Source organism: Cucumibacter marinus DSM 18995, assembly GCF_000429865.1.
Taxonomy (GTDB): Bacteria; Pseudomonadota; Alphaproteobacteria; order Rhizobiales; family Devosiaceae; genus Cucumibacter; species Cucumibacter marinus.
In genome coordinates, this window is the sequence record NZ_AUCR01000002.1 from 1 (window position 1) to 26,622 (window position 26,622).

General features: G+C 62.2%; 33 protein-coding genes. 10 read left to right on the forward strand and 23 right to left on the reverse strand.

What is annotated here, in order from left to right; all coding sequences use genetic code 11:
• Together G489_RS22375 and G489_RS0103125 are read left to right on the forward strand one after the other, a co-directional pair.
• Nucleotides 1-99: NAD(P)(+) transhydrogenase (Re/Si-specific) subunit beta (locus tag G489_RS22375; protein ID WP_155889301.1), on the forward strand; the 99-nt coding region annotated here is incomplete at its 5' end.
• Nucleotides 100-126: 27 nt separating this feature from the next.
• Nucleotides 127-747 (forward strand): LysE family translocator, encoded by a 621-nt coding sequence (locus G489_RS0103125; RefSeq protein WP_029040284.1) that lies wholly within the window; start codon nt 127-129, stop codon nt 745-747.
• Between the two features lie 10 nt (nt 748-757).
• Here the strand turns inward: G489_RS0103125 and G489_RS0103130 are convergent, their stop codons facing one another.
• Nucleotides 758-1,654 (reverse strand): cation diffusion facilitator family transporter, encoded by an 897-nt coding sequence (locus G489_RS0103130; protein ID WP_029040285.1) that lies wholly within the window; start codon nt 1,652-1,654, stop codon nt 758-760.
• Between the two features lie 180 nt (nt 1,655-1,834).
• Here G489_RS0103130 and G489_RS0103135 point away from each other — a divergent pair, with 180 nt between their 5' ends.
• On the forward strand, nt 1,835-2,254 hold the full coding sequence (locus G489_RS0103135; RefSeq protein ID WP_029040286.1) for a VOC family protein: 420 nt from the start codon (nt 1,835-1,837) through the stop codon (nt 2,252-2,254).
• Here the strand turns inward: G489_RS0103135 and G489_RS0103140 are convergent.
• The gene (locus G489_RS0103140) at nt 2,251-2,790 is read right to left on the reverse strand and encodes a cytochrome b (protein ID WP_029040287.1); all 540 of its coding nucleotides are present in this window, start codon (nt 2,788-2,790) and stop codon (nt 2,251-2,253) included. The genes G489_RS0103135 and G489_RS0103140 overlap by 4 nt on opposite strands.
• Before the next feature lie 151 nt (nt 2,791-2,941).
• Between G489_RS0103140 and G489_RS0103145 the strand changes: the two genes are divergently transcribed.
• The 3 genes from G489_RS0103145 to G489_RS18885 all read left to right on the forward strand — a co-directional run bounded on the left by G489_RS0103145 (nt 2,942) and on the right by G489_RS18885 (nt 5,887).
• Nucleotides 2,942-3,412 (forward strand): MarR family winged helix-turn-helix transcriptional regulator, encoded by a 471-nt coding sequence (locus tag G489_RS0103145; RefSeq protein ID WP_029040288.1) that lies wholly within the window; start codon nt 2,942-2,944, stop codon nt 3,410-3,412.
• 87 nt (nt 3,413-3,499) lie between these two features.
• The gene (locus G489_RS0103150) at nt 3,500-5,158 is read left to right on the forward strand and encodes a hypothetical protein (RefSeq protein ID WP_029040289.1); all 1,659 of its coding nucleotides are present in this window, start codon (nt 3,500-3,502) and stop codon (nt 5,156-5,158) included.
• A gap of 81 nt (nt 5,159-5,239) precedes the next feature.
• The gene (locus G489_RS18885; RefSeq protein WP_051332266.1) at nt 5,240-5,887 is read left to right on the forward strand and encodes a DsbA family oxidoreductase; all 648 of its coding nucleotides are present in this window, start codon (nt 5,240-5,242) and stop codon (nt 5,885-5,887) included.
• Between the two features lie 61 nt (nt 5,888-5,948).
• Here the strand turns inward: G489_RS18885 and G489_RS0103160 are convergent, their stop codons facing one another.
• From G489_RS0103160 to G489_RS0103180, 5 genes are all read right to left on the reverse strand, one after another.
• Nucleotides 5,949-6,455: a DUF992 domain-containing protein gene (locus tag G489_RS0103160; RefSeq protein WP_029040290.1), complete on the reverse strand. Its 507-nt coding sequence runs from the start codon at nt 6,453-6,455 to the stop codon at nt 5,949-5,951.
• A 228-nt stretch (nt 6,456-6,683) separates the two neighbouring features.
• Nucleotides 6,684-6,902 (reverse strand): 30S ribosomal protein S21, encoded by a 219-nt coding sequence (gene rpsU / locus G489_RS0103165; protein ID WP_029040291.1) that lies wholly within the window; start codon nt 6,900-6,902, stop codon nt 6,684-6,686.
• A gap of 151 nt (nt 6,903-7,053) precedes the next feature.
• Entirely contained in the window at nt 7,054-8,130 is a 1,077-nt protein-coding gene (locus G489_RS0103170; RefSeq protein WP_029040292.1) for a 5-(carboxyamino)imidazole ribonucleotide synthase, read from the reverse strand.
• The gene (purE, locus tag G489_RS0103175) at nt 8,123-8,587 is read right to left on the reverse strand and encodes a 5-(carboxyamino)imidazole ribonucleotide mutase (RefSeq protein ID WP_035871416.1); all 465 of its coding nucleotides are present in this window, start codon (nt 8,585-8,587) and stop codon (nt 8,123-8,125) included. Before purE ends, G489_RS0103170 begins: the two co-directional genes overlap by 8 nt.
• 101 nt (nt 8,588-8,688) lie before the next feature.
• Nucleotides 8,689-8,895 (reverse strand): YdcH family protein, encoded by a 207-nt coding sequence (locus tag G489_RS0103180; protein ID WP_029040294.1) that lies wholly within the window; start codon nt 8,893-8,895, stop codon nt 8,689-8,691.
• Nucleotides 8,896-9,146: 251 nt separating this feature from the next.
• Here G489_RS0103180 and G489_RS0103185 point away from each other — a divergent pair, with 251 nt between their 5' ends.
• A complete protein-coding gene (locus tag G489_RS0103185) occupies nt 9,147-9,326 on the forward strand; it encodes a YdcH family protein (RefSeq protein ID WP_029040295.1) in 180 nt (59 codons plus the stop codon).
• A gap of 165 nt (nt 9,327-9,491) precedes the next feature.
• On the opposite strand, the gene G489_RS0103190 is transcribed toward G489_RS0103185, so the two are convergent.
• From G489_RS0103190 to G489_RS0103210, 5 genes are all read right to left on the reverse strand, one after another.
• Complete coding sequence (locus G489_RS0103190; RefSeq protein WP_029040296.1) at nt 9,492-10,271, reverse strand: sulfite exporter TauE/SafE family protein; 780 nt, start codon at nt 10,269-10,271, stop codon at nt 9,492-9,494.
• A gap of 5 nt (nt 10,272-10,276) precedes the next feature.
• Nucleotides 10,277-12,166 (reverse strand): monovalent cation:proton antiporter-2 (CPA2) family protein, encoded by a 1,890-nt coding sequence (locus G489_RS18890; protein ID WP_051332268.1) that lies wholly within the window; start codon nt 12,164-12,166, stop codon nt 10,277-10,279.
• Between the two features lie 9 nt (nt 12,167-12,175).
• Nucleotides 12,176-12,724, reverse strand: coding sequence for an NAD(P)H-dependent oxidoreductase (locus tag G489_RS0103200; protein ID WP_035871417.1), 549 nt, complete (start codon nt 12,722-12,724; stop codon nt 12,176-12,178).
• A 33-nt stretch (nt 12,725-12,757) separates the two neighbouring features.
• Nucleotides 12,758-13,516 carry a DUF1013 domain-containing protein gene (locus tag G489_RS0103205; protein ID WP_029040298.1) on the reverse strand — a complete coding sequence of 253 codons (759 nt, stop codon included), beginning with the start codon at nt 13,514-13,516 and terminating at the stop codon, nt 12,758-12,760.
• 127 nt (nt 13,517-13,643) lie between these two features.
• Entirely contained in the window at nt 13,644-14,657 is a 1,014-nt protein-coding gene (locus G489_RS0103210) for a zinc-binding dehydrogenase (RefSeq protein WP_029040299.1), read from the reverse strand.
• A 75-nt stretch (nt 14,658-14,732) separates the two neighbouring features.
• Between G489_RS0103210 and G489_RS0103215 the strand changes: the two genes are divergently transcribed.
• Complete coding sequence (locus G489_RS0103215; protein WP_029040300.1) at nt 14,733-14,915, forward strand: DUF1192 domain-containing protein; 183 nt, start codon at nt 14,733-14,735, stop codon at nt 14,913-14,915.
• 466 nt (nt 14,916-15,381) lie between these two features.
• Nucleotides 15,382-15,897: a protease adaptor protein RcdA gene (rcdA, locus tag G489_RS0103220; protein ID WP_029040301.1), complete on the forward strand. Its 516-nt coding sequence runs from the start codon at nt 15,382-15,384 to the stop codon at nt 15,895-15,897.
• Nucleotides 15,898-15,980: 83 nt separating this feature from the next.
• Here the strand turns inward: rcdA and rpmE are convergent, their stop codons facing one another.
• Nucleotides 15,981-16,205: a 50S ribosomal protein L31 gene (gene rpmE, locus G489_RS0103225; protein WP_029040302.1), complete on the reverse strand. Its 225-nt coding sequence runs from the start codon at nt 16,203-16,205 to the stop codon at nt 15,981-15,983.
• Nucleotides 16,206-16,409: 204 nt separating this feature from the next.
• On the opposite strand from rpmE, the gene G489_RS0103230 reads away from it, so the two are divergent.
• Nucleotides 16,410-18,227 carry an ABC transporter ATP-binding protein gene (locus G489_RS0103230; protein ID WP_245578800.1) on the forward strand — a complete coding sequence of 606 codons (1,818 nt, stop codon included), beginning with the start codon at nt 16,410-16,412 and terminating at the stop codon, nt 18,225-18,227.
• A 13-nt stretch (nt 18,228-18,240) separates the two neighbouring features.
• On the opposite strand, the gene G489_RS18895 is transcribed toward G489_RS0103230, so the two are convergent.
• The 10 genes from G489_RS18895 to G489_RS0103280 form a co-directional block, all read right to left on the reverse strand.
• On the reverse strand, nt 18,241-18,588 hold the full coding sequence (locus G489_RS18895; RefSeq protein WP_051332270.1) for a nitrile hydratase accessory protein: 348 nt from the start codon (nt 18,586-18,588) through the stop codon (nt 18,241-18,243).
• Complete coding sequence (gene nthB, locus G489_RS0103240) at nt 18,575-19,237, reverse strand: nitrile hydratase subunit beta (RefSeq protein WP_081691382.1); 663 nt, start codon at nt 19,235-19,237, stop codon at nt 18,575-18,577. Before nthB ends, G489_RS18895 begins: the two co-directional genes overlap by 14 nt.
• Nucleotides 19,234-19,875 carry a nitrile hydratase subunit alpha gene (gene nthA, locus G489_RS0103245; RefSeq protein WP_029040305.1) on the reverse strand — a complete coding sequence of 214 codons (642 nt, stop codon included), beginning with the start codon at nt 19,873-19,875 and terminating at the stop codon, nt 19,234-19,236. The genes nthB and nthA overlap by 4 nt, the downstream gene beginning before the upstream one ends.
• 78 nt (nt 19,876-19,953) lie before the next feature.
• On the reverse strand, nt 19,954-20,982 hold the full coding sequence (locus G489_RS0103250) for a peptidoglycan -binding protein (protein ID WP_029040306.1): 1,029 nt from the start codon (nt 20,980-20,982) through the stop codon (nt 19,954-19,956).
• Nucleotides 20,983-21,073: 91 nt separating this feature from the next.
• Entirely contained in the window at nt 21,074-22,081 is a 1,008-nt protein-coding gene (locus G489_RS0103255) for a hypothetical protein (protein ID WP_029040307.1), read from the reverse strand.
• Nucleotides 22,082-22,220: 139 nt separating this feature from the next.
• A complete protein-coding gene (locus tag G489_RS0103260; RefSeq protein ID WP_029040308.1) occupies nt 22,221-23,012 on the reverse strand; it encodes an inositol monophosphatase family protein in 792 nt (263 codons plus the stop codon).
• A 13-nt stretch (nt 23,013-23,025) separates the two neighbouring features.
• Complete coding sequence (gene efp / locus G489_RS0103265) at nt 23,026-23,589, reverse strand: elongation factor P (protein WP_029040309.1); 564 nt, start codon at nt 23,587-23,589, stop codon at nt 23,026-23,028.
• A 113-nt stretch (nt 23,590-23,702) separates the two neighbouring features.
• On the reverse strand, nt 23,703-24,803 hold the full coding sequence (locus G489_RS18900; protein WP_051332271.1) for a tetratricopeptide repeat protein: 1,101 nt from the start codon (nt 24,801-24,803) through the stop codon (nt 23,703-23,705).
• Entirely contained in the window at nt 24,800-25,381 is a 582-nt protein-coding gene (locus G489_RS0103275) for a thiamine phosphate synthase (RefSeq protein WP_035871418.1), read from the reverse strand. The genes G489_RS18900 and G489_RS0103275 overlap by 4 nt, the downstream gene beginning before the upstream one ends.
• A gap of 209 nt (nt 25,382-25,590) precedes the next feature.
• Nucleotides 25,591-26,616 (reverse strand): class I fructose-bisphosphate aldolase, encoded by a 1,026-nt coding sequence (locus G489_RS0103280; protein ID WP_029040311.1) that lies wholly within the window; start codon nt 26,614-26,616, stop codon nt 25,591-25,593.
• Nucleotides 26,617-26,622 lie beyond the last annotated feature (6 nt).

Below are 26,622 nucleotides of genomic sequence, written 5' to 3' on the forward strand. Positions count from 1 at the left end.
GGGGTGCAGAACGAACTGTTCTTCCGCGACAACACCATGATGCTGTTCGGCGATGCCAAGAAAATGACCGAAGACATCGTCAAATCGCTTGAAGAGTAAGCACCCAAACGCGTTCAGGGTGGGGAAATGACTGACCCCACCCTGATCCTCGCCTTTGCCCTTGCCGCCTTTGCCATCGAGCTGACGCCGGGGCCAAACATGGCCTATCTGGCCTTGCTGTCCGTGGATCGTGGCCGCTTGCCGGGCCTTTATGCCGTGGCAGGTGTTGCTTCAGGCCTGTCGGTTCTGGCCGCCATCGCGCTTTTCGGTTTCGGTGCACTGATCACCGAATACAGCTGGATCTACGAAACACTCCGCTGGGCGGGGATCGGCTATCTCCTGTGGCTGGCGCTTGATGCCTATCTGACCTCGCGTAAGCCGCTCGAGGAGACACCCGATGTGGCGACAGGTTTTCGCTACTTCCTGCGCGGTTTCATCACCAATCTGCTCAACCCCAAAGCACTGCTGTTCTACCTGACGGTCATGCCGAGCTTCGTCGCGGTCGAGGCGCGTTATCTTGCCGAAGCGACGGTTCTTTCGATTGTTTATGTGGTGGTTGCGACGGGCGTACATTTCGGCGTGGTGGTTCTCGCCGGCACGGCCCAGCCGGTCCTGTCGTCCGCTCAGGCGCGCCGCCGGCTCGGCATCGTCTTTGCCCTGTTGCTGGTGGGCGTCGCCGTCTGGGTGTTTTTCGGGACCGCGCGGTAGACGGGCCCGTTCATCGCTTAGAAAGCCGAAGGGCTGGCCTGCGCTTGGATTTGTGTGCCGGCTCGACGTGAATGGTGACGCGGGCGTGTTCGATCCGTTCGCCAATGGCGTGTTCGATGCGGTCGCAGATCTCGTGCGCGGCCTTTACTGTCAGTTCGGTCGGGACGACGAGGTGAAACTCCACGAAAGTGGCGGTGCCCGCCCGCCGTGTGCGCAAATCGTGGACCTCGATCGCGCCTTCGCCCGCCTGCTGGATTGCAGTGCGGATGAGATCGAGTTCGTCGTCCGGAGCCGCGCCATCCATCAAACCGTTGATGGAGCTCTGGATCACCGCCCAGCCCGACCACAGGATATTGAGCGCGACAATGGCCGCGAAGATCGGATCAAGAATCGTCCAACCGGTCGCGACCGCGAGAACCAGACCGACAATGACCCCGAACGAGGTGATCACGTCGGTGAGCAGGTGCCTTCCGTCGGCGACCAGGGCCGGGGACCGCAGCCGCTTGCCCCTTGTCAGCAGCACATAAGCCCACACACCATTGATGACGCCGGCGACGGCGTTGATGGCGAGCCCGGTCACAGGTTGATCCATGGTTCGTGGATCCAGCAGGCTGCGCGCGCTTTCATTCAGGATCAGCCCGGCTGCCAAGACGATCAGAGCGCCTTCGACCACGGCTGCAAAATATTCCGCCTTGTGGTGGCCAAATGGATGGGTCGCATCGGCCGGCCGGGCCGAGACGCGGACCGCAATCAGCGCAGCAATGGCGGTTGCCACATTGACCACGCTTTCGAGCGCGTCGGAGAACAGCGCCACCGAACCGGTGAGCGCGGCAGCGATGGTCTTGAGGCCAAGGACGAGAAGTCCCACGACGATGCTGCCGAGGGCGAGTTTCAGGGTGGCGGACATGGATCATGATTCCGAGTGGCTTGCCAGGCAATATAGGACCGCTCGCAAACAGGATCAACCTATTGAAAATACTTGCAAATCACTGTCATTTTCATCGGCGGATCCGGTGAGTGGTGTTTTCTGATTGTCTTGGCCTGAAGCTGGGGATTGAATGGCTTCGGGAAGCCAATGGAGGACGCCATGACGAGCCGTCTCAATCCCTATCTCAACTTTGATGGCACCGCCCGAACAGCCATTGAATTCTACACATCCGTTTTCGGTGGCGAGCTGACGGTCAGCACGTTCGGAGAAAACGGCATGTCCGATGATCCTGCAGAGGTCGACAAGGTTATGCATGCTCAGCTCACGACCGGTTCGGGTTTCACGCTGATGGCATCGGATACGCCGCCCGGCATCCCCGCGCCATCAACAGAAGGGAACATCTCGATCTCCCTGAGTGGCGCAAAGGCAGACGAAGCCGAGCTCAAGGGCTATTGGTCAAAACTGGGCGAAGGCGGCATGGCAATCATGCCGCTTGCCACAGCGCCATGGGGCGACCAGTTCGGCATGCTCAAGGACCGGTTCGGCACGACCTGGATGGTCAATATCGCTGGAACCTAGGCGGTTTTGCCCCAGGGCCAGATGCGGGCGAACACGCGATCGCGCCGCCAGAATTCGTGATACAGCGCCGCTGCCACATGCAGAACGAAGGCTGCGGCGAAGATGCGCGATATGCCGAAATGTCCAAGCCGGGGCGGCAGGTCGTCCGTGACCGGCCAGCTCGAAACATCGCCGCCCAGAGCCATTTGCCCCAGCGGGGTAAGCGCGGACATGCCCATGCCGCTGAGCACCAGCAAAAGCGGTAGGGCGATGAGGGCCAGGTGGACGGCCTTTGACGACCAGTTCATCCATGCGGGCCAGTCGGGCTCGGCAGCCGGACGGGCATGGACAATCATCATCACGACGCGCACCAGCATGGTGAGGGCGATCAACACGCCCAGACCGGCATGGATCTTGAAGAGCGAGAATTTGAGGGCGGTATCGGTCGTGTTTGCCGTGGCAAGGCCCAGCGCGAAGGCAATGAGCAGCAGGATGACCGCGCCCCAGTGCAGGGCGCTGACGGTTCTGGAATAAGTCTGTGGGCTTGGTCTGGACATAGGAAAACCCTCCTGGCTCCGGCCGGGGAGCCGATGGGTGCCCACAACGGACACCGTTCAATCTCTGGCCTTTGGGCCTTGGCCCGCCGACCGAATTACGTTAGATTACGTGTAAACCAATTTTTAGATTACATGTAAACGAAAGTCAACCATGGCTGACGAAACACTGCCGCCCTATCCGGATTCACTCGGGCGGCTGCTCAATTTCGCGGCGCATCGGTCCCGGCAGGTCGCAGCACATCTGTTGGCGCCGCACGATCTGAGTTTTCCGCAATGGCTGGTGCTGAGCGCGCTTTGGCGGCGCGATGGACTGAGCGTGGGCGCGTTGTCCAATTATGTCCGCACCAAGAAGGCCGGCATGTCCCGGCTCATCGACCGCATGGAACAGGCGGGACTGGTCGACAAATGCACCAGCGAAACGGATGCCCGTTCGGTCCAGGTCCGCCTGACCGAACAGGGCCGGGCGCTCGACCATCTCGCGGACCTGCATCAGCGGGTAAACGCTGTGCTGTGCGAAGGTATGTCGGCGGAGCAGCTTGAGCAGGTTGAGGCCCTGCTGACCCGCCTGCTCGAAAACGGGGATGCCGCGATCCGACATATGGCTGTCGAACCCGATTGCTAGTCTGATCCCGACTGCTGCGCTTTACACCGGCTTTCGGATGACGGAGGCTGGCGCCCGACCTGTCGAGGGGGACGGACGGAGGGGCGTGTGGTCAAGAACGCAAAGCGTGATGCCGGTGGCAGGGCGCGTGGCGGAGAAGGCGGAAAGCCGCGCCGCCAGGCGATCGTTGTGGTGCACGGGCAGGGTGAGCAACGGCCCATGGGCACCATACGCGGCTTTGTCGAGACGCTTTGGACCCGGAATGATGCGGTGACACGCCGCGGGGTCGAAGACCTGCCGCCCGAAGAACAGAAATCCTTTTGGGTCGTACCAGACCGCAAGACAGGTCTTTATGAACTGGCGCGTATCACGACGCCAACCGCTGCCGATGGCTGGCGCAGCGATTTTTTCGAGCTCTACTATGCGGATCTTTTGAGCGATACGCCGTTCCGGAATCTTTATCGCTGGCTACGGCGCCTCATCCAGATCGATCCGGTCGACGTGCCCGCCGCAGTAAGATGGCCGTGGTCCCTGTTCTGCATTCTCGCCTTCGTCGCGGTCGTCTCCGCCGGCTTCGTGATTTTGTCGCTGCCAGCCGTGGTGCATACCGAATGGCTGAGGGATATCTTCAAGCCGGAAAACACGCTGCCGGCGCTGATCATCGGGCTTATGGTGGCGCTGCAGCTATTCGCCAAGCTGTTCAGCCTGTTCGCGTTCATGCACCGGTTACCGAAATGGATGCCCAATATCATCATCCTCGGCGCGCTGATCGCCATGTTCCGCCACGACCTGGTGGCGATTGCCCTGATCGCCGAGGCGCTGGTGATCTATCTCGCGGTGCGGTTCCTCCTGCCTTATTTCGGGGATGCGGCAAGCTATCTGAGTGCCCATACCGAGACCGTGACCAGCCGGCAGGCCGTACGGGCGCGCGGGCTCAACCTGCTGAGGGCGCTGCATGCCGACCCGCAATATGAGCGCATTGTCATCGTCGCGCATTCGCTGGGCACCGTGCTGGCCTATGACCTGTTGCACATTCTGTGGGGCGAGGTGGGGCCCACCAAGGATAACCCGCCCAATCAAACCGCGCTCGACGCGTTGCAGGCCGTCGACGACTTCGTTGCCCTGCAGCCCGAAGACGGCTGGTCGGCCCAGACGGTTCTCGACTACCGGGCTGTGCAATGGCAGGCTTTCCGCGCCCTTTCCGGTCAACCGCCCGGTCCTGGAAAGGGCGGCGTTGGTACGCGGCATGGCTGGAAGGTCTCGGATCTTGTCACGCTCGGCTCGCCGCTGGCGAGCGCGCAGTTTCTGATGACGGAAAGCGCCAACGAGTTCGATCTGATGAAGACCGAACGCATGTTTCCTACCGCACCGGCCCGGCCCTATGCGCAGGGCCAACAGGCGCTCTATGTCGATGCGGGATCGGGGAACCGGGTCAGCCATCACGGCGCAGTGTTCTCGACCGTGCGCTGGGCCAATATCTATCATCCCTTTCATCCGATCGTATTCCTTTCGGGCGATCCGATTTCGGGGCCGGTGAGCGGGCGATCGGGGTTTGGACCCGGGATAGCCGATATTCCGGTCACGATCCCCAGCGGGCACGGCACGCCGGATATCTTCAAGCACAACTATTACTGGACCGAAGTCGACGACCGGGACGCGGGTACCGACCCTCATATCGAGAAACTGCGTGCGGCGATCGGTCTGAGCGAAGATGAGCGTTTGAAAGGCATCGATCCGGGTTGGCTGGCAGGCGGCGCCACGAAGTAACCATGCTTTGCTGGCACGCGGGTTGGGTGGCGGCGGTCCCGGTGTTAGGCTCCGCCAAACTCATTCCCCTATGGAGGTCGCGTGGCCGAAGAGCTCACCATCGACGTCATCACTGATATTGTTTGCCCCTGGTGCCTCGTGGGTGTTGCCCGTCTCGACAAGGCGCTTGCACAGGTTCCTGAAGGGACGCCGGTGCATGTCCGGCACCACCCCTTCCTGCTCGATCCCGAACTCGATGAACAGGGCGTGGATCTGAGGGAAAAGCTGTCCGAGAAATACGGAGGCGATCCCGCAGAAATGTGGGCGCGTGTCGAAGGCGAGGCCGAGAAAACCGGCATTGACCTCAAGATCGAGCGTCAGCCGCATGTCTGGCCGACGGTGAAGGCGCATGTGCTGGTTCGGCTTGCAGAAGGCGATCAACAGCACGCAGTCCAGAAGGATCTGGCCGCGGCCTATTTCCATGAAGCGGCCAATCTCACCGATACGGACTTTCTGGTCGGCATCGCCGAGAAGCACGGCCTCGATGGTACGGCGATCCGCAGCGCACTCGAAGATCCTGAGCAGATCGCGGCAAGTCATGAACATGCCCGGGCGATTGCCGGCCAGGGGATCACCGGCGTGCCGTTCTTTGTGTTCAATGGGCGCTTTTCGCTGTCAGGCTGCCAGCCTGAGGGCGTGTTTTCACAAGCCGTGCAGGCGGCGCTGCAACCGGAACCGCATCCGGCCTGATCCGAAACTAAAAAAGGGGCGCCGGGCGCCCCTTTTTCGTAATCAATATTGCCGTGGCGGCTTAGCGGTCGGCAGAGCGCAGAATCAGGCGCGATACGCCGACGGCCAGGTTCAGGCCGGTCTGGGCCTGTACCGAGAAGGGTTGCAGCGCGAAGCTTTCACGCGAACCCCCGATCAGTGCGTTGGCGCCAAGGCCCACGCCGAAGCTGGCTTCACCGGACACGCCGACATAGTCGCCGGCCAGCGAGCCCTCGGCATAGGCCGATTTGGTCGGGGCGAAGACCAGCCAAGCAATAACGGTCCTCTTGGTCACCCCGATGTCGAGGCCAAGCTTGCGGATTTCACCGAAATAGACCTCGGTCGAGCCGACCACGCCATCGGCGGGGTCGAATTCGCAGCGCATTTCCTTGCGCGAGCCGATCAGGAGACCGACGCCGCCTTCGACTTCGCATTCGAGGACGCCGACTTCCACGCGGTTCTCCTGCGCGGCGGCGGGTGCGACAGCGCTCATCATGGTGCCGAGTGCAAGACCGGTTGCGGTAAGACCGGCGGCCAGAAACTTCTTCATCGAAATGTCTCCCAAAAAAACGTCGAAACGGGTCGTCCGCGGCGCAACGGGACGAATCGAGTGCGAGGCGATTTGTACAGGCGAATGCGTTGAAAGTTAGCCGGCCTGTCGTCCCCGCGCCAGCGCTGTCAGGTTAACGGCTGGGAGGCGCAAAAGGTTGCGCAGCCCAAAAACAAAGCCGCCCGGCAGAGCCGGACGGCTTTGAATATCAACGATGCCAAATGCAGATTAACGGCGGCCGGCAACAAGGCCTTCGCGCTGGGCGCGCTTGCGTGCCAGCTTGCGGGCGCGGCGCACGGCCTCGGCCTTCTGGCGCGCCTTCTTCTCGGAGGGCTTTTCGTAATAATTGCGCAGCTTCATCTCGCGGAAGATGCCTTCACGCTGCATTTTCTTTTTCAGCGCCCGGAGCGCCTGATCAACATTGTTATCACGAACGACGACTTGCACGCGTCACACTGCCCTTTCAAAAGCGAATCTGATTGGAAATCCGGCGCTTGCCGCAAATAATGCGCTAACGCCGACCGGAAAAACCGGTCTCCGTGGCGGCGGACATAGCAAATCAGGGGCGCAATGTCCAGCGCCGGCGGTGAGTTAAGTTTTATCCGGCCGGACCGGTAATGCGGTTGATATGTCCCATCTTGCGGCCGGGCCGGGCCTCGGCCTTGCCGTAGTGATGCACCTGGGCGTCGGCAGCGGTCTCGCCCGTCACGCGTTCGATCTCGTCGCCGATCAGATTGGACATTTCGACATTCGCGTGGCGGCGCGTCGTGCCGAGCGGCCAGCCGGCAACGGCCCGCATATGTTGCTCGAACTGCGATACCAGGCACCCGGCCTCTGTCCAGTGGCCGGAATTGTGCACGCGCGGCGCGATCTCGTTGACGATCAGCCCGCCATCGTCCGATGCAAAGTACTCGACGCCGATCACGCCGACATAATCGAGGTCCTCGAGGATCATGCCGGCCATGGCGATGGCCGTGTCGGACATTTCTTCACTGATGCGGGCGGGGACGGTGCTGGTGTTGAGGATATGGTCGCGATGCACATTCTCAGCCGGATCATAGGCGGCCATGCTGCCGTCGGCGCCGCGCGCGGCGATCACTGAAATCTCGCGATCAAACGCAATGAATCCCTCCAGAATCGCGGGCGCCCCTTTCATCGCTTTCAGGGCTTCGGCGGCATCATCTCGGCTGCGGATCATGGCCTGACCCTTGCCGTCATAGCCAAGCCGGCGTGTCTTGAGGACCGCGGGTGCGCCAATGGTCTCGAGCGCCCTTTCAAGATCGGCGGCATTGTCGACGGTGGCAAAGGGTGCCACCGGAATGCCGAGATTCGACAGGAAGTTTTTCTCGGTCAGTCGATCCTGGGCAGTTTCGAGCGCCATCGGCCCCGGCCGGACCGGGCAATGCCGTTCGATGATGGCAGCGGTTTCGACCGGCACGTTCTCGAACTCGTAGGTGACGACGTCGACGCTTTTCGCAAAAGCCTCGAGCGCGGCTTCATCATCATAGGCCGCGACGGACGTGTGCGGGGTAACGGCAAAGGCCGGGCTTTGCGGGTCGGGGCAATAGATGTGGGCATTGAGGCCGAGCCGGTGCCCGTACAGCGCCAGCATGCGGCCAAGCTGGCCGCCACCCAGAATGCCGATGGTGGCGCCGGGAAGAAGCGGATCAGACATCGTCCACCGGATATTCTGGCACGCTGTCGGTATGCCGCTGGCGGAACTCGGCGAGCGCCTCGGCGATCTCTTCATTGCCTGTCGACAGGATCGAGGCGGCCAGCAACGCGGCATTGATGGCACCGGCGCGGCCGATAGCCAGGGTACCGACCGGCACGCCCGCAGGCATCTGCACGATGGAATAGAGACTGTCGAGGCCGCTCAGCGCCTTGGACTGCACCGGTACGCCAAGCACTGGCAGGGTTGTCATCGAGGCGACCATGCCCGGAAGGTGGGCGGCGCCGCCGGCGCCCGCGATGATGACGCGAAACCCATCTGTGCGGGCATTGGTGGCGAAATCATACATGCGGTCGGGCGTGCGATGGGCGGAGACGATCCGCGCCTCATACTCGATCTTGAGTTCATCGAGAGTTTCGGCGGCATGGCGCATGGTCGGCCAGTCGGACTGGGACCCCATAACGATAGCGACGGGTGGAGACGTGAACACGGTTGTGAACCCCCAGGCTGCGCAAAAAGGGCGTTTAGGCGAAAATCCGGGTCAGATCAACAGGCTGGCGATCAGGCGATAATGTCAGGGAGCAAAATTTGCTCCAGCTCGACAATCCGGTCCTTGAGAGCGAGCTTGCGCTTCTTGAGACGCTGAATGAGCATCTGGTCGGCATTGCCGGCGGACACAAGCGTGTGAATGGCCGCGTCGAGGTCGGCGTGTTCCTGCCTCTTGGAGGCCAGTTCGAGACCCAGCTTGGCCTCCTGTTCCTTGCTCAGCGGTAGCAATGGCGCATCATTTCCGGTTCCCGCGAATCGCCGGCCAGCGGGGCTGGCGGCTTTGCCCGACCCGAATTTACGTTGAGCCAGAGGGACCTGTCCAGCAAGGGTGAATACGGGCCGCCTTCAGCGCCGGCGGCCGTTAGCAAATCATTTCCCACAAGCGGTGAAATCACCCGGTTTGAGATTGGACAAGATGACAGTTATTTGACACCATCCACGGGTCAACATTGTTGGAAAGGGAGTTGCGAATGAGCGCCGTAACACATCTCGCTGCGCTGGAGCGCCGGCATGAGACCCTCGAGCATCAGATTGACCGAGAGATGCAACATGCGAGCCGTGACGTGCTCAAGATTAATTCCCTCAAACGCAAGAAGCTGGAAATCAAGGACGAAATCGCGCGTCTTCAGCGCGATAACACCCAGCACTGATCCGAACCGGCCTTGAAGCCAAACCGGATAGTGACCGCGGCACGAGTGCATGCGCATTCGGGGTGCGGGCACAGGGATTGATCTCGATTGATTGGCCGTGGCTGATGCTGCGGCCTTTTTCGTGCGTTGAACCGGACGAATCGGGCCGGGTCAGATCATGCGGGCTCAAATCATCCCCGTAATGCCATCCCAGATCAGTTTGACCCCCAGGACCGCCATCAACGTGTAGGCGATACGGTAGAACAGGGACTGTTCAATCCGGCGAACCAGATAAATCCCCACCAGCATGCCAACAAGGGCCACCGGCGCCATGAACAGTGCGAAGCTGAGATTGGTGAAGGAGAGTTGGCCCAGGGCCGCATAGGGTATCAGCTTTACCGCGTTCACCACCGAGAAGAAGACGACGCTGGTGCCGGCAAAAACCGCGGGCGGCAGCCGTTGCGGCAAGACATAGATCTGGAAGGGCGGCCCGCCGGTGTGGCTGACGAAGCTGGTGAAACCGGCCAGACCACCCCAGAACCAGCCCCAAAGCCAGCTGAGCGGTCCCTTCGCGCCGCGTCCGGGCATGGACTTGCGCAAAGGCAGGAGCGAGTCGGCGAGGAAGGCGAGAGTGATGATGCCGATCATCAGCCGCACAGCGCTCTCCGAGGTCACCGCCCAGAGCAGCCAGCCAATGCCGATGCCGAGAAGGGCCGGGGGCAATAGAAGGCGGATATTGGGCCAGTTGACCTGCCGGCGATAAGCCAACAGGCCAATAACATCCATCAGGATGAGGAGGGGCAGCATGATGCCGGCGGCCTGGCGGGCGGGCATGGCCAGGGTCAGCAAAGGCACGCCGATCATGCCGAATGCAGCGACGAGCCCCGATTTCGACAGGGCCACTATAAAGACCGCGAGGGCAGCGAGCAGCAGAACCAGCGGCTCGGCCGGGAGAATGTTTTCCATGCCGGTCAGTCGCTCCGTGCCCGGGCTTCGGCTTCGGAATCTTCTTCTTCGGTCGTCCAGGCCGCATTGCCCGGGTTCTGGTCGATGTGCTCACGGTCGGATTGCATGACCGCATAGAGCATGTCGCGGGACTGGCGAATGTAGTGCGTGAAGGCCTCCTCATCGCCGCGCAGCTTGTAGCTTTCCTCCAGCATCTCCATGTCGTGGCGCTCGAATGCCTTGGTCAGGCGCGCCGCCCGATGCGGCTCATAGCCGAGCGCGACCAACGCTCGCGTGCCCATATGCAGGGATGAGAGGAAGGATTCACGCTCGAATTCGACCCCGATTTCCATCAATTCGAAGGCGTGTCCACGGTCGACGGCCCGTGCGAGTACCGGGGTGTGCGGGAAATGATCCTTCAGCATGCGGCAGATTTCGGTGATCTTTTGCTTGTTCCCAAGCGAGACGAGCACAAGTTGCGCTTCGCCGGCGCCAGCGGCGCGCAACAGGTCCAGCCGGCCCGCGTCGCCATAAAAGACCTTGAAGCCGAAGCGCTGCACCAGCTCGATCTGCCCGGGATCGTGGTCGATCAGAGTGGTTTCAAACCCCTGAGCCTGCAAGAGACGTGTGGAGATCTGACCGAAGCGGCCGTAGCCGAGCACCAGCACTTTCTGCCGCGTGTCGCCCATATCGGGAATGCCGGGTTCGGGCGTCCGTGGCACCAGGCGCGGGGCGATCAGCCGGTCGAAGGCGAGCAGCATCAGCGGTGTGATGGCCATTGAAAGAGCGACAGTGACATTCAACCGGTCCGCGAGTTCCTGCTCGAGCGCACCGGCACCGAGGGCGAACTGCAGGAGCACGAAGGCGAATTCGCCGCCCTGCGCGAGCAATATGGCGAACAGCAGGGCCTCTGCGGTGTCGAGCTTGAAGCTGCGGGCGATGACGTAGAGCACGGCCATCTTGATGGCAATCAGCGCCAGCACCATGACAAGGATCGTCACCGGACCATCGGCGAGGACAGCGAATTCGATCGACATGCCAACCGAGATGAAAAACAAGCCGAGCAACAGGCCCTTGAAGGGGTCGATGTCGGTCTCGAGCTCATGCCGGTATTCGGAGTTGGCCAACATCATCCCGACCATGAATGCCCCAAGGGCCGCGGAGAGGCCGAGCCACTCCATCAACAAGGCCGCGCCGACAACCAGGAACAGCGCGAGGGCAGTGAAGATCTCGCGAACCCCGCTCCTGGCGATAAAGCGCATGACCGGGCGAAGCAGGAAACGCCCCGCGAGCCACATGCCGCCAAACACGAGCACGATTCTCAAGGCAAGCCAGGCATCGGGTTCGGCGGCCACTTCGCCGGCATGGCTGGCGGCGTCGGCGGCAGCCGGCGCGAGGTGGGGCAAGACAAGCAGGGGAATAATCGCGAGGATCGGGATGATGGCGATGTCCTGCAGCAGCAGCACCGAGAAGCCCGAGCGCCCGGTGTCGCTGGTCATCATGCCGCGCTCGCCCATGATCTGCAGCACGATGGCCGTCGAGGACAGGGCCAGGGCGAGGCCGATGACAATGGCCGACTGCCATGGAGTACCGACCAGCCAGGCCACCGCGCCGAACAGGACTGCTGTAAAAACGACCTGGGTCAGCCCCATGCCGATCAGCTTGTCCCGCAATCGCCAGAGTTCGCGCGGCTGCAATTCGAGCCCGATAATGAACAGCATCATGACGACGCCGAACTCGGAGAAATGCAGGATTGTCTCGGGATCGGTGACAAAGCGCAGGCCATAGGGGCCGATGGCCACGCCGGCAATCAGATAGCCGAGTACCGCGCCGAGCCCGGTGACCTTGGCGAAGGGCACCACGGCCACTGCGGCGGCGAGAAAGATGAAGGCTGCGAGCAGGATGTTGTGTTCCATCTCTGCAACCTAGCTGTTGGCGCTGCCCGCTGCGAGCGTTTCAAGGCGCTGTTTCAGCAATTGAGCGTGCTGATCCAGCTCATCATCGCTGATCGAGCGGGCATGATGCAGGACAAGCGGGTCCTGCCAGCGCATCTGGCAAAATTCCGCGATCTGGCGGTAGGGCTTGAGGTAGTCCTCGACCGGGTTTCCGTGCCGGCCGCCGACGCGATAGGCCTCCGCCGCAGAGCCGGTCGTGACCGAGGCCAGGTAGCGTTTGCCCTTGAGGGCCTTGCCGCCGCGTCCATAAGCCCAACCGGCGATGAAGGTGCGATCGAACCATTCCTTCAAAAGGCCCGGCCCCGCATACCAGTAGAGCGGGTTCTGCACGACCAGCGCCTCGACACCGTCAAACGCTGAGCGGGCGTCGGCGCCATGCACGAACATGTCGGGAAACTCGGCGTAAAGATCGTAGACCCGGACACCGTCGGTGGCGGCGGCGATCTCGGCCATGCGCTTGTTGGCGCGCGAGGCAAACAGGTCGGGATGGGCAAGCACGAACAGAACCGGTTCGTTCATTCGCCCATCCTCCACAGGCTTGTCGGCGTGGCGTTACTGCCCGCTCTTGCCGTCGTCTTCGTCTTCTTCGCTGTCGTCGGACTTCAGCGATTTGAGATTGGCAAACACGGATTCAGCATCGAATTCGTCGTCTTCGGCCGGCGCGGGCTGGCTCGGTTCGAAGCCTTCGACCATGGCCTCGGCGGCGATGCGGTGCTGTTCGGCGCGCGACAGCGCTTCTTCAGCACTCAACAGGCCGGCGCGGGGCTCGGTCTCTTCGGAAGGCGGCAGGTCCTTTGCGGCCTTGCGCACTTCCATATCGAGTTCGATCTGGGTGCAAAGGCCAAGGGTCACCGGGTCCATCGGGGTCTGATTGGCCGCGTTCCAGTGGCTGCGTTCGCGCACTGATTCAATTGTCGGCTTGGTCGTGCCGACCAGGCGCATGATCTGCGCGTCCTTGAGCTCGGGATGGCTGCGCACCAGCCACAGGATCGCATTGGGCTTTTCCTGGCGCTTTGACACCGGGGTGTAACGCGGACCCTTGCGCTTGGCGGCGGGCACGCGGACCGTCGATTCACGCAGTTTCATGCGGTAATTCGAATCGGCTTCGGCTTTTTCGATTTCCTCGCGGGAGAGTTGGCCGTTCAGCACCGGGTTGACCCCCTTGATGCCTGCCGCCACGTCGCCGTCGGCAATGCCCTGCACCTCAAGCGGATGCAGTGCGCAGAACGAGGCAATCTGATCGAACGTCAGACCGGTATTGTCCACCAGCCAAACCGCGGTTGCCTTGGGCATCAAAAGTGTGGTCGCCATATATAGCCTCCTTGCCGGTGCGCGCCGCTTCTGGCTCGCACCCCCTGCGAATGATGATGTCAGGGAATGCCCCCATATAGTCCGGGCGGCGCCGCGATGCAATCGTCTTTGCCTCAAATCCGGCCGATCAGGTGCCGTCAGCCACAAGCAGCACGATCTTGCCCGCATGGCCGGGGGCATCCATTGCCTGATGGGCCGCGGCCGCCTCGGTCAGCGGGAAGCTGCGGATTTCCGGTTTCGGCAACTTTCCCTGTTCGAGGGCCGGCCAGACCTCGGCGCGCAAATGGTCGGCGATGGCGGCCTTCACCTTGTCAGGCTGTGCCCTGAGGGTCGAGCCGAACCAGGTGGCGCGCTTGCGCACCAGAAGGCCGGGGTGAACATTGTCCGATTTGCCGGTGAGTGCGGCGAACTGGATGATGGTGCCATCTTCGGCCAGTGCCATCAGATTGCGGCCGGCATATTCACCACCGATGATGTCGAGGATCACGTCCGGACCTTTGCCATCGGTCATATCCTTGATCCGCTCGACGAAATCTTCATCGCGATAGTTGATCGCGCCTTCTGCACCAATCGAGCGGGCATAATCCGCCTTGTCCGCCGTCGAAACCGTCACAAAAGGTATGGCTCCTTTCAGGCGGCTCAGCGCGATGGCTGCACCGCCGATACCGCCAGCGCCGCCATGGATGAGAACCGTCTGGCCCTTGCGCAGTCCGGCACGGTCGATGAGGGTCTGCTGCACGGTGAACAATGTCTCGGGCAGGGCCGCGCCTTCGGCCAGGGTGTAGCCTTCAGGCAAAGGCAGAATCTGGCCGGCCGGCACAGTTGCGTATTCTGCGTAGCCACCGCCATTGGTCAGCGCGACGACCTTGTCGCCGATTGCCCAACCGGTGACGTCATTTCCCAGAGCCGCAATCTCTCCGGCGATTTCGAGTCCCGGCAGAGGGGACGCCCCGGGAGGTGGTGGATAGCTGCCCGCCCGTTGCAGGAGGTCGGGCCGGTTCACACCGGCCGCATGCACCTTGATCAGCGTTTCGCCGGTGCCGGGCGCTGGAAGCGGCTGTTGAGCAGGCTTGAGCACTTCGGGGCCGCCAGGCTCGGTGATTTCCATGACGGTCATGGTGGCGGGGAGCGAGGTAGGCATTGGCATTCCTCAGGCATTCGGTGTTTGTCAGCGCGTTCAGCGGCGCTAGAATCGTCTCAACCAAGGAGTGAATCGATGGATGAGGAAGAGATCAAGAAGCCGTCGGCCCATGTGGTGGGCATGGTCCTTGATGACATGTCGGTGGATGAATTGACAGAGCGGGTGGCTCTGCTGGAAGGCGAGATTGCGCGGCTGAAACAGGCGATCGAATCGCGTGGGTCGAGCAGGGCCGCAGCGGACGCCGTGTTCAAGATCTAGACAAGGACAATAGCGGTCCCATTTCGGGTCATTTCCGCTGCGGCTCGAATGATGAACGCCACCGGCGGCGGCGGATGCCGGTGCGACCGCAAAAAAGCCGGATCTCTGCGGACAGCGAAAGCCCCCGATTACCGGGGGTTGCGCTGGTGCGTACCGAATGGGGAAAACGGGTAAGGTTAAAAAAGAGACTCTCGTTAAGACCGTGTTAACGATTCAAGTTTAAATTGATTTTTATCCAGAGCGATCTGGATCTTTCAGAGCGGTTTCCTCCCTCTGTTTGACGCCTCCCTGTAAACTTCTGAGAGCCGTTTATTCGACGGCTCTTTTTTCTTGCCCGAACGAAAAAGTCGTTATGGGTGAACGGGTTGCTGCGCGCGTTAAATATTGCATCAGTTCTGTGTGCCATGCTGGTGACGGCGGGGTTGCAAATCAGTATTATCCCGCGAACTCAAGCGCCGGAGGATCCGTGAGCGAACAGGACAGACAAACCGACATGGTGTCGCTGGGACGGCGCTTTGTGGCTTCTGAAGGGTTCGACCGGCTCTACAATGAAGGCATGGCCCTGGTCGAAGAAGTGGCCGCCTATCTCGACGGCGATGGCCGCACCGAGAGCCGCGAGCTCGATCGCGATGTGTCGGTTGTCTATGCCACCGAGAGCATGCGCCTCACCACGAGGCTGATGCAGCTGGCGAGCTGGCTGTTGTTGCAGCGGGCGGTGAAGGAAGGGGAATTGACCCCGGAACAGGCCCGCTCGGAAAAGCACCGCGTGACGTTCCGCCCCGCTCCGCCGGCCGAGCGCCCGGCCAACTGGACCCAGTTGCCCGAGACCATGCTCGACCTGATCGCGCGCGGCGACACCATGTATGACCGCATCGTCAAGCTCGAGCGCATGGATCGTGCAGAGGTTCCCGAGCCCAATACCGGCGAGAACGCGGTGGCGAACCAGCTCGACAGGCTGAGGGCTGCGTTCGGTCAAGGCTGACCCTCGCAGATCACACAGCAGGCAATGAAAAAGCCCGGCAGATGCCGGGCTTTGTCGTGTTCGGGTCTATAGTTCCGGGCGACTTACGAGCCCAGAATGCCCTTGAACTTTTCCTTGAAGCGCGAGACGCGGCCGCCACGGTCGACCAGGTGCCCCGAACCCCCGGTCCAGGCCGGGTGGGTCTTGGGGTCGATGTCGAGCTGCAGGGTTTCACCTTCGCTGCCCCAGGTGGAGCGGGTCTGGTATTCGGTCCCGTCGGTCATGACCACCTTGATCATGTGATAGTCGGGATGGGTATCCTTTTTCATCGCGTCGGACCTTTACAACAATGCGGGCGCCAAAGCGCCCGTTCATCGGCAATTCGTGAATTGGCCGGGTTCATACATGAAGGCTTGGGGCGGTGCAAGACCTAGCGTCAAGACCTCAAGTCGCAATGCGTTGCACGACATCCGGTTGCGGGCCGGCAGCGGAAAGCCTATCTACGGGTGCACCACACCCACCCGAAGGTTTTCATGGCACGTATGGGCGCAACATTCCGGCAGGGGCGGCGGTCGCCGCGGTCGCTGGAACTGTCAGATCGCGAAGCGCCGGTCACCTCGCTTGCTCCCTTGCGGCGACTGGTGCCGTTTATCCTGCGCTACCCCTGGCGGCTCGGGCTCACCGTGCTGTTCCTTCTGGTTTCCGTCATCGCCACGCTGACCATACCCGCGATCGCCGGCAATGCCGTCGATGAAGGCTTCATTTCCCAGAATATTGAGACCATCTCGACCTATGCCTGGGCGCTGGTGTTCATCGGGTTCGTGATGGCCGTCACGAGCGCCGCGCGGTTCTATTTCATTTCCGCGTTGGGCGAGCGCGTGGTGGCCGATCTCCGGCAGGCGACCTATGAGCATCTGTTGAAGCTCGATGCAGCATTCTTCGACGTCAATCGCGTCGGGGAGCTGACCTCGCGCCTCAATGGCGACGTCGCGTCCATCCGCTGGGCCGTGGGGTCGACCGTGTCGCTGGCCCTGAGGTCGGGGGTCACCTTTGCCGGCGCCTTCGTGATGATGTTCCTCACCAATCCGGTGATGGGGACGGTGACATTCATCGTGGTGCCGGCGATCGTCATTCCCGTTGTCTGGCTCGGCCGGTTCGTTCGCAAGGTTTCGCGCCGCACGCGGGACCGGGTTGCCGACCTGTCTGCGCAAGCCACCGAAACGCTGATGGCGATCAAGACCATCAAGGCGTTCACCCGCGAGCCGCAGGAATATGAGGAATACGGGGCCCAGACAGAGAACTCGTACCGCGCCGAGCTCGACCGGCTGGCGCTTCGTGCCGGGCTCGTTGCGATCACCACCTTTATCGGTGTGGCCGGGCTCGTCTTTTTGATCTGGTTCGGGGCAGCCAATGTGCTCTCCGGGTCGATCACGGTTGGCGAACTCCTGCAGTTCCTGATTTACGCCGTGATGGCCTCGGGCGCGCTGACCTCGATGTCGGAGATTTTCGGCACAATGCAGCAGCTCGCCGGTTCGACCGAACGCATCATCGAATTGCTGGAGACCGAGCCGCAACTCGTCACGCCGGCAGAACCGCTTGCGCTGCCCGAGCCGGCGATTGGCTCTGTGAAGTTCAACCATGTGAGTTTCGGCTATGAAACCCGGGACAAAGACGTGGTGCTCAAGGATGTCGATTTCGAAGTCTCACCCGGCGAGACAGTGGCCCTTGTGGGGGCTTCGGGAGCCGGCAAGTCGACCGTGTTCGGGCTCTTGCAGCGCTTTTACGATGTGACCGACGGGTCGATCGAGGTGGACGGCATTGATGTCCGCCAGGTGGATACCGCCGAGCTGCGCAAGCGTTTTGCCTATGTCGAGCAGGACTCGGTGATGTTCGCGGGCACCGTGATGCAGAATATCCGCTTCGGACGGCCCGAGGCCAGCGACGAGGAGGTCGTCCGGGCGGCCAAGGCCGCGCTGGTGCATGATTTCGTTCAGGATCTGGATAGCGGATACGAGTCCATTGTGGGCGAACGCGGGGTCATGTTGTCGGGCGGACAGAAGCAGCGTGTGGCAATTGCCCGGGCCCTGCTGAAAGATGCACCGATCCTGCTGCTGGACGAAGCGACAAGCGCACTCGATGCGGAGAGCGAGCGGCTGGTGCAAAGTGCGCTCGAACACCTCATGGAGGGGCGAACGACATTGGTCATTGCCCACCGCCTGGCGACTATCCGCAATGCCGACCGTATTCTGGTGCTTGAGAACGGGCGCCTGATCGACGAGGGCAAGCATGAAACGCTGATCCAGCGCGACGGGCGCTATGCCGAACTTGCGCGGCTGCAGTTCAGCGCCTGAGGGGTCAATCGGGTCAGTCTTCGGTATCGGGGTGCAGCAGCACCGGCTTGCCATGCGGCGTGCGGTGATAGGCAGCTTCCCACTCCGCCCGCCGCTTCATGCGCTCATCACCCGAAATGCCGGTCCGGTTCTCGCTCAATCGTTCGAGGGCGGTGACCACCGCAACATAGTAGGTCTCGAGCGAGTCCGGCTGCCCGTCCGCCTCGGCCTCACGCAGGCAGGCGCCGAGGGTCTCAGACCATTCCGAGGCTGAGAAATGGCCCCCGGTCACCATCAGGTCCGCAATGGCCAGGGCCTGGGCCTGCCACGGTTCGTCAAAGGCGCCGCCGGGCGGTGCAAAAGGGTCCTCAGGCCGGAACAAGATAAGGCTCCCACAGATCGAGGGTGACCGTGTCCCGCGGGTTGGCATCGCTCCCCCACAGGTCCGTCGCCTTGAAGCAGACCGAATAGAGGTGCGTCCCCGCATGGCGGCCCTTCGCTCCTTCGTCGGGCAGCAGATGGCTGCCGTGATGGGTGAGGATCGTGCCTTCCACGCCTCGTGCATAGCGGGGGAGCCGGGTGTGATCGCTGCGTATGTGAGCGAGAGTGCGTACCGGCTCGCCGGGCATGAATGCCGGTGGCTGCTCCTGATCGACCGCAAAGCTCCTGTTCGATTTCCGCACCGTGGCGAGGACGTCGCCGAGGGTCGGAGCGGGGGCGGGGGCGGACCGGTCGCCGGTTGTACCGCGCCGGACGTCCTCCATCGAGATCACACCGTTATCCAGCAGCAGCATTAGGTAGTTGGCGCACCATTTATTGAAATAGGCAAAGCTCAGATAGTCGGCGGGCACCATGCGCTCGATGCCGTGGCGGAACCAGTCGATGGTGACCCCGTCGACCTGCATCTGGCTGTTGAGTGCCCACATGCGTTGTTCCCACGCCTCGATGTCGGCGAAATCCGCATCGCCGCCTTCGATCGGGATCGGACCGAAGCCCTCCATGCCTCCCAGGTCGTGAATGCCGTCCATCATCCTGCCTCCGCCCGGAGGTCACGATCGGTGCCGATCATCGAATTGCGCGAAACGATGGCGGCGAGGCGGTCTTCGTTCCAGTCCTCGGTGCCAGCGGGCCGTTGCGGTATGACGAGGTAGCGCAGTTCCGCCGTGCTGTCCCACACGCGGACGCCGACGCTGTCGGGCAGGTCGACACCGAATTCGGCCAGGACCTTGCGCGGTTCACGTACCGCGCGGGCGCGGTACTCGACTGATTTGTACCAGGCCGGCGACAGGCCGAGGATCGAGAACGGGTAGCAGGAGCATAGCGTGCACACGATCAGATTGTGCTCGGTTTCGGTATTCTCTACCGCTTTCAGGTGTCCGGTGGCCGATCCTTCGAAGCCGAACTCCTTGATTGCTTGGCTGGCGTCGGCGAGCAATCGCTGCCGGAATTCCGGATCGGTCCAGGAACGGGCGACAACCTGTGCGCCGCGCTTCGGGCCTACATGCTCTGAATAGGCTTCTATCCAAGCGTCGAGCCCATCGGGCGAGACCAGGCCGCGCTCGACGGCCAAGCTCTCGAGTGTCTTGACCCTCAAGGCCGGGTCGGAGGGGAGGTGGGTGTGAAGCTCGCGGTGCAGTTCCGCGGCCTTCTCGCTGTCGAAACTCGGCATGGGCGTCCTCCTTACCGCGTCGGGCAAGGCTAGCACCGCAGGTGCCACATGACAAAACAACAGCGGCGAACGTCCCGATCAGCTTTCGGTCAGCTTGAATTCAATGCGCCGGTTGCGCCGATAGGCCTCTTCGGTATCGGCCGGATCGATGGGCTGGAATTCGCCAAAGCCGGCGGCAACCAGACGGTTCGGAGAAACGCCCTGGTCTACGAGGAACTTTGCAACCGAAATGGCACGGGCGGCGCTCAATTCCCAGTTGGAGGGGAAGCGGACCGTGGAGATCGGCCGCCGGTCGGTGTGGCCGTCGATGCGCAGCACCCAGGGGATGTCAGGGGGGATTTCCTGCTCAAGCTGAATGATGGCCGCAGCCATCTGTTCGAGCGCATCCTCGCCGCCGGTGGCCACGCCTGCCTCGCCGGCATTGAACAAGACTTCGGACTGGAACACGAAACGGTCGCCAACAACGCGGATGTCGTCGCGGTCGGCGAGGATTTCGCGCAGCCGGCCGAAGAAGTCCGAGCGGTAGCGCGAAAGGTCTTGCACGCGCTGGGCGAGCGCCAGGTTGAGGCGGCGGCCGAGGTCCGCGATCTGGGCCTTGGAATCGGTGTTCTTGGTTTCTGATGCCTCGAGCGCTTCCTCCAGCGCTGCGATCTGGGTGCGCAGGGCCGAGAGTTGCTGGTTAAGCAGTGAAAGCTGGGCCTGCTGCTCGTCGCTCAGCTCTTCCTGCGCGGCAAGGTCGGAGGTCAGTGCGGCGATGCGGGAATCCTTTTCTTCCGCGCCGAGGCCGATACCCGCAACCTGGCTCTGCAATTCATCTCGTTGCGCCTCGGTGCTCGACAGGGTCGCGGAAAGGGTAGCGATGGTCGATTCGAGGTCGGCTGAATTGGCGCGTTCGAGCTGCAGGAGTTCTGTCAGTTCGGCGATCTGGCTGTTGAGCCGGGAAAGGGCTGAATCCTTGCCCAGGATCTCCTGGCTGAGGAAGAACTGTGCCAGCATGAAGACCGAGAGCAGGAAGATGATGACCAGCAACAGGCTCGCCATGGCATCGACGAAGCCGGGCCAGTAATCTTCACGTGGCTGTCTCGCTCGTCCGCGCACCATTGCCATTCGCGCTTATCCTTTCATCGCCCCAACACTCAATATGCCGGGCAATCCGGCGAAGTTTTGGCCCGGCATTTCCCGGACCCCTCGCGGTGCGTCAATTCTGGCGATTCTGCTTTTGCTCATCATCGACCGATTGCAGCAACGCATCGACCAATTCGCGCAGTTTGGCGTTGTTTTCCGCCTGCTCGGCCATATGCGCGCGCAGATCATCCTGTTCGGTGCGGATATGCTTGACCAATCCATCGATCCCCTTGGCTAGCTCTGCCATGGCCCGGATGGCGTTTTGCGAGGAGGAGGAATTCTGGACCGAAGCGCCGAGCCGTTCGAACATGGCCTGCATCTCGTTCTGGGAGACGCCAAGCTGGTTGGCCTGCATCTGGGCCATGGGATGGTCGAGCTCGGTCATCGAGGACATCCAGTCTTCGAGATCGGTATAAAAGGCGTTCTGGGACTGGCCGGCCTGGAGGTCGAGAAAACCGAGAATCAGTGAACCGGAAAGGCCGAACAGGGACGAGGCGAAGGCCGTGCCCATGCCGGAGAGCGGTGCCTCGAGACCGTCCTTGAGGTTCGAGAACAGATTACCCGCATCGTCGGTCGTGACATCGAGCCCGGAAATCACATTGCCGACCGAAGAGACGGTCTGCAAAAGACCGTAAAACGTGCCCAGCAGGCCGAGAAAGACCAGCAGCCCGGTCAGATAGCGGGCGGTGTCCTTGGCCTCATCAAGGCGGATGCCCACCGAATCAAGGATGGAGCGCATGGACGCAGGCGTGATGACCGTTTCGCCCATTCGATCCCTCAGGATCACCGCGACCGGCGACAGGAGCGTCGGCATGCGGTCGACCATGGGGTTGCCGTCTTGCAGTGAGTTGACCCAACGCACTTCGGGGAACAGGCGGATCACCTGCCTGAAGCTCAACACGATCCCCACCAACAGCACCAGCAGGATCAGCCCGTTGATGAATGGGTTGGCCCAAAAAGCCTGCAATAACTGAGGTGTAAGAACGACCGCGATCAACCCCACGAGGATGAGGAAGATGATCATCTTGATCAGATAGATCGTCGGGCTCGCAAGATGATAAGGGTCGTAAGATTGTGACATGGCCCGTTGCATCCCGATAACTCGCTGGTGGCGCTAGACTATCATGGACGCGCGAGGTGACAATGGCCTAACCGGCCCTGTTTGGCCTTAACCGGCGAGGATTGCCCTTACCCCAGACACGATGTGGAGAGCGGTCGGCTCAGGCGAGGGTTTTGAGCTCCTTGAGCAGCGCCGCCTGCGCGTACTCATTCCCCGCCACCACTTCGCCGCTGCGCACGGTGTCGAGGCGGCCCCTGTAGTCGGTGACTATTCCCCCGGCTTCCTTGATCATCAGCAGGCCCGGCGCAATGTCCCAGGGCTGCAGGCCGGTTTCCCACATCACGTCGAACCGCCCGGCGGCAAGCCAGGCCATGTCGATCGATGCGGAACCTGTACGCCGGATCCCCGACATCATCGCGTTGAGATGGGCGACCGAGCGGATATCCTTGGCGTCGCGGGCGGGCTCGGTGTTCTTGATGCCTGTGACCCCGACACAGTCGGCCAGGTGCCGGCGGCCGGCGACCCGCATCCGGCGATTATTGCCGAAAGCGCCCCGACCGCGCTCGGCGGTGAAGAACTCTTCTGTGATCGGATTGTAGATCACGGAGGCCACGATCTCGTCGCCGCGCTCAAGCGCGATGGCGGTGCAGAACAACGGGATCGAGTGCAGGAAATTGGTGGTGCCGTCCAGCGGATCGATGATCCAGCGGTGCTGGCCGTCCTCGCCCTTTTCCTCACCGGATTCCTCCATCAGGAAGGAATAGGTGGGGCGAGCTTTCTTAAGCTCTTCGTAAACGATCTGCTCGGCCCGCATGTCGGCATTGGAGACGAAATCCGCCGGTCCCTTGCGCGAGACCTGAAGGTTCTCGACCTCGCCGAAGTCGCGGGTCAGGGACCGCCCGGCCTTGCGGGCGGCGTTGATCATGATGGTGAGAAGCGCGGATTGGGCCATGATGGATCAGCGATCAGTCGGCGCGGCGAAGATAGGTGACTTCTTCGGTATCGACGACGATACTTTCGCCTTCCGAAACGAAGGGCGGCACCATCACCTTGACGCCATTGTCGAGCACCGCGGGCTTGAATGAGTTGGCCGCGGTCTGGCCCTTCACCACGGGCTCGGTCTCGGCGACGGTCAGGGTCACCTGCGCGGGCAGGGACACACCGATCGGGCGGCCTTCGAAGAGTTCCACGGTCACGGTCATGCCGTCCTGCAGGAAGGTGGCGCGCTCGCCGACGAAATCGGCCTGCAGTTCAAGCTGCTCATAGGTTTCGGTGTCCATGAACACCAGCGCATCGCCCTGGGCATAAAGGTACTGGTAGTCCTTCTGCTCGAGGCGGACGCGTTCGACGGTTTCGGCAGCGCGGAAGCGTTCATTGAGCTTGGTGCCGGTTTCAACGCCCTTGAGCTCGACCTGGGCAAAGGCGCCGCCCTTGCCGGGTTTGACGTGCTGAACCTTCACGGCCACCCACAATTCGTTCTTGTGCTGGATGAGGTTGCCGGGCCGGATTTCGTTGCCGTTGATCTTCATGTCTGTGCGATTTCTCAAAAGGGGCGCCCCGCGGGCGCGAAAATGCTGGGCGCTTTTGCCCCAGAAAACCGGCATGTTCAAGAGGCAGTGTGGCTGCAGACAGCCATGAAGGCCTATTGAGTGTTGCTGCCAGTGGTGTTGAGGGGCGGTCTGTTGGGCCAGAACCGGGCCCGTTCTTCGGCCCGGGCCAGGTCGGCCTGGGACATGGTGGAGAGCAGTTCGTCAAGCGCGGGATCGACCAGTCCCTGCCGCCGCGCCAGCGCCCGCCACATGCCGGCACTGACCAGATCCTGTTCTGCACCTTCTCCGGCGGCGAGCAGTTTGGCGAGCCGGGTCTGGGCGACCGGGTTACCCGCTTCCGCGGCATCGCGATACCACAGAACCGAAGTTGCTTTGTCGATATCGACGCCTTTGCCGAGATACAGAAGGGTTGCGTATTCGATCTGTGCCGGCACATGGCCGGCAGAGGCGGCGCGCTCGATATAGTCGGCACCGACCGTCGGCTGGGGCGGGATTCCGGCGCCATCCATCAGCATCAGGCCGTAGTCATATTGCGCGCTGGCAAGGCCCGCATCGGCGGCCTGCTTCATCAGTTCTGCTGCCCGGGTGAGGCTCGGATCGGCAAAGCGCCCTTCAACGTGCAAAAGCGCGAGATTGTAGATCGCTTCGGTCTTGTCGCCTTCCGCCGCCTGTTTGATCAGGTCCGCCGCACGCTCGCGGTTGCGCGGCACGCCGCGGCCTTCCTCATACATCATGGCAAGCTGGAAGGTGGCGTTGAGATTGCCGTTCTTGGAGCCGAGCGAATACCAGCTGGAGGCGATGGCCGGGTTTTCGGCCACCCCGAGTCCGTTATTGTAGATCTCGCCGATCAGGGTCTGGGCCGAGGCGTCGTCAGCTTCGGCACGGGGCAGGGCGAGGGCCAGTGCCGTCAGGTAATAGCCCCGCTGGAAAGCGCCATAGGCCTCGTCGACCGGCTGCTGCGGCCCGAAGAATGTGCGGGAGATATCGAGCGCTTCATCGGTCTGGGCCGAGTTGGGGCGTTGTTCGGGGGCGACAGTGATCGAATTGGGCAAAACCTGGCTGTTGGCTTCTGCTTCCGGCTCGGGCGCCGGGTTCGCCTCGGATTGAGTATTGCCCTGGGCCAGCGCGCTGCCGGCCAGGGGCGCCGCCAGGGCAACGGCCAGGATGAGGCGCGACAGGGACGGGCGGATCATGCAGCCCCCTTGTGGTCTGCGCGGGCGGCGAGGCCAGCAAGGGCAGCACCCGGCGCCTCGGCCTTCCAGATGCTTTCCCGGCAGGCAATGAATTCTGTTTCCGGCCAGGCGTTTTCACCCGCCAGGCACACAGACGGGATTGCGCAGGTTTCCGCCCACCACTGCCCGGTTTCGAAGACAAAGGGGTCCTGTTCGGTGTCGGAGATGTCGAGCGCGCCGAAGAAGACGTAGTCGATATCCAGTTCGCCGAAAGTCAGGGCTTCGTGTCGGGAATGAATGCCGCCGGCGCCGACGATGAAATCGGGCTTGAGGGCTTTTACCGCAGCCTTGAGGTCGGTTTCGCCAGAGGTGACGTGCACGCCGTCTGCACCGAGCTTCACAACGTCTTTTGCGGCGTTGTCGAGAAGCGCGGCAGCATCATGGCGCTGGATTGCCGGGATCAGGGCGCGCGCCAGCTCGCCATAGGCCTTGTCGTCGCGATCGCCCCGCTGGATCAGGACCGCAGAGACAGTTGCGGCACCCAGAACTGCGTCGAGGGTGTCAGCGAAATCCGGACCGGCTTCAGCCGGCGTGATCACAAAGAGTTCCTGCCGCATCAAAGACCTTTGCCAAAGCTGTTCTGACGGTCGGGCAGGGATGGCGGCGCGGCGCGCAACTGTCAATCCCCGTTGCCGGCAGCCGGTTAACCGAACCGGCCACAGGGGTGATGTGAAATCCAATTGGGGCGACAAAAGGGAAGGGGCGCGGCCAGTGGCCACGCCCCTGCTGTATTTGATGGTGTGGGACCTCAGGCGCTCTCGAGATCCTCGCGCCATTCGCCGCGGGCGGCCAGGGCGTTCATGGCGGCACGATGGGCGAAAGCGGACTGTGCGGCAGGGGCGTTTTCGCGGCGCCCTGCCCAGGCGGCAAGGGCTGCGGCCTGCAGCGCGCGGCCATAAGAGAAGGTCAGGGCCCAGGGATGCGGCCCACGGGCGTTCATGGCCGACAGGTGAGCGGTGGCTTGACGGTCGGTCTGCCCGCCCGAAAGGAAGGCGATGCCGGGGACGTCGGTGGGGACATGGGCGCGCAGCACTTCGAGTGTGCGTTCGGCAACTTCCTCGACGGACGCCTGGGGCGCATTTATTCCCGGCAGAACCATGTTGGGCTTGAGGACGATGCCGGTCAAATCGACACCCGCAATGGCGAGCTGATCGAAAACTGCATCGAGCGTGTTCGCGGTGACCTTGGCGGTGATCTCGATGGAATGATCGCCGGGCTTGCCGTCGGCAAGGACTTCGGGTTCGACGATTGGCACGATGCCCGCTTCCTGGCACAGCCGGGCATAGCGCGCGAGCGCGTGAGCATTGGCAAAAATGGCATTCCGGCTCGGCGCGCTCGGGGTGATGGCGATGACGCCGCGCCATTTGGCGAACTGGGCGCCTTTGCTGGCGTAGTCGGCAAGGCGTTCGCGCAGGCCATCAAGGCCTTCGGTGACCTGTTCGCCATCACTGCCAGCGAGCGGTTTGGCGCCCTTGTCGACCTTGATGCCGGGCACGACATCGTCGGCCTTGAGCAATTCGACGAGCGGCGTGCCGTCGGCGGCTTTCTGGTTGAGGGTTTCCTCGAACAGGATCACGCCGGAAATGTAGTCGCGCATGGCCTGGTCGGTGCGGAAGAGCATCTCGCGGTAATCGCGGCGGTTCTCCTCGGTGGAGGGAACGTTGATGGATTTGAACCGCTTTTCGATGGTGCCCGTCGATTCATCGGCGGCAAGGATACCCTTTCCGGGCGCCACCATCTTGCGGGCAATTTCAGACAGATCCGACACGCTCATTCTCCG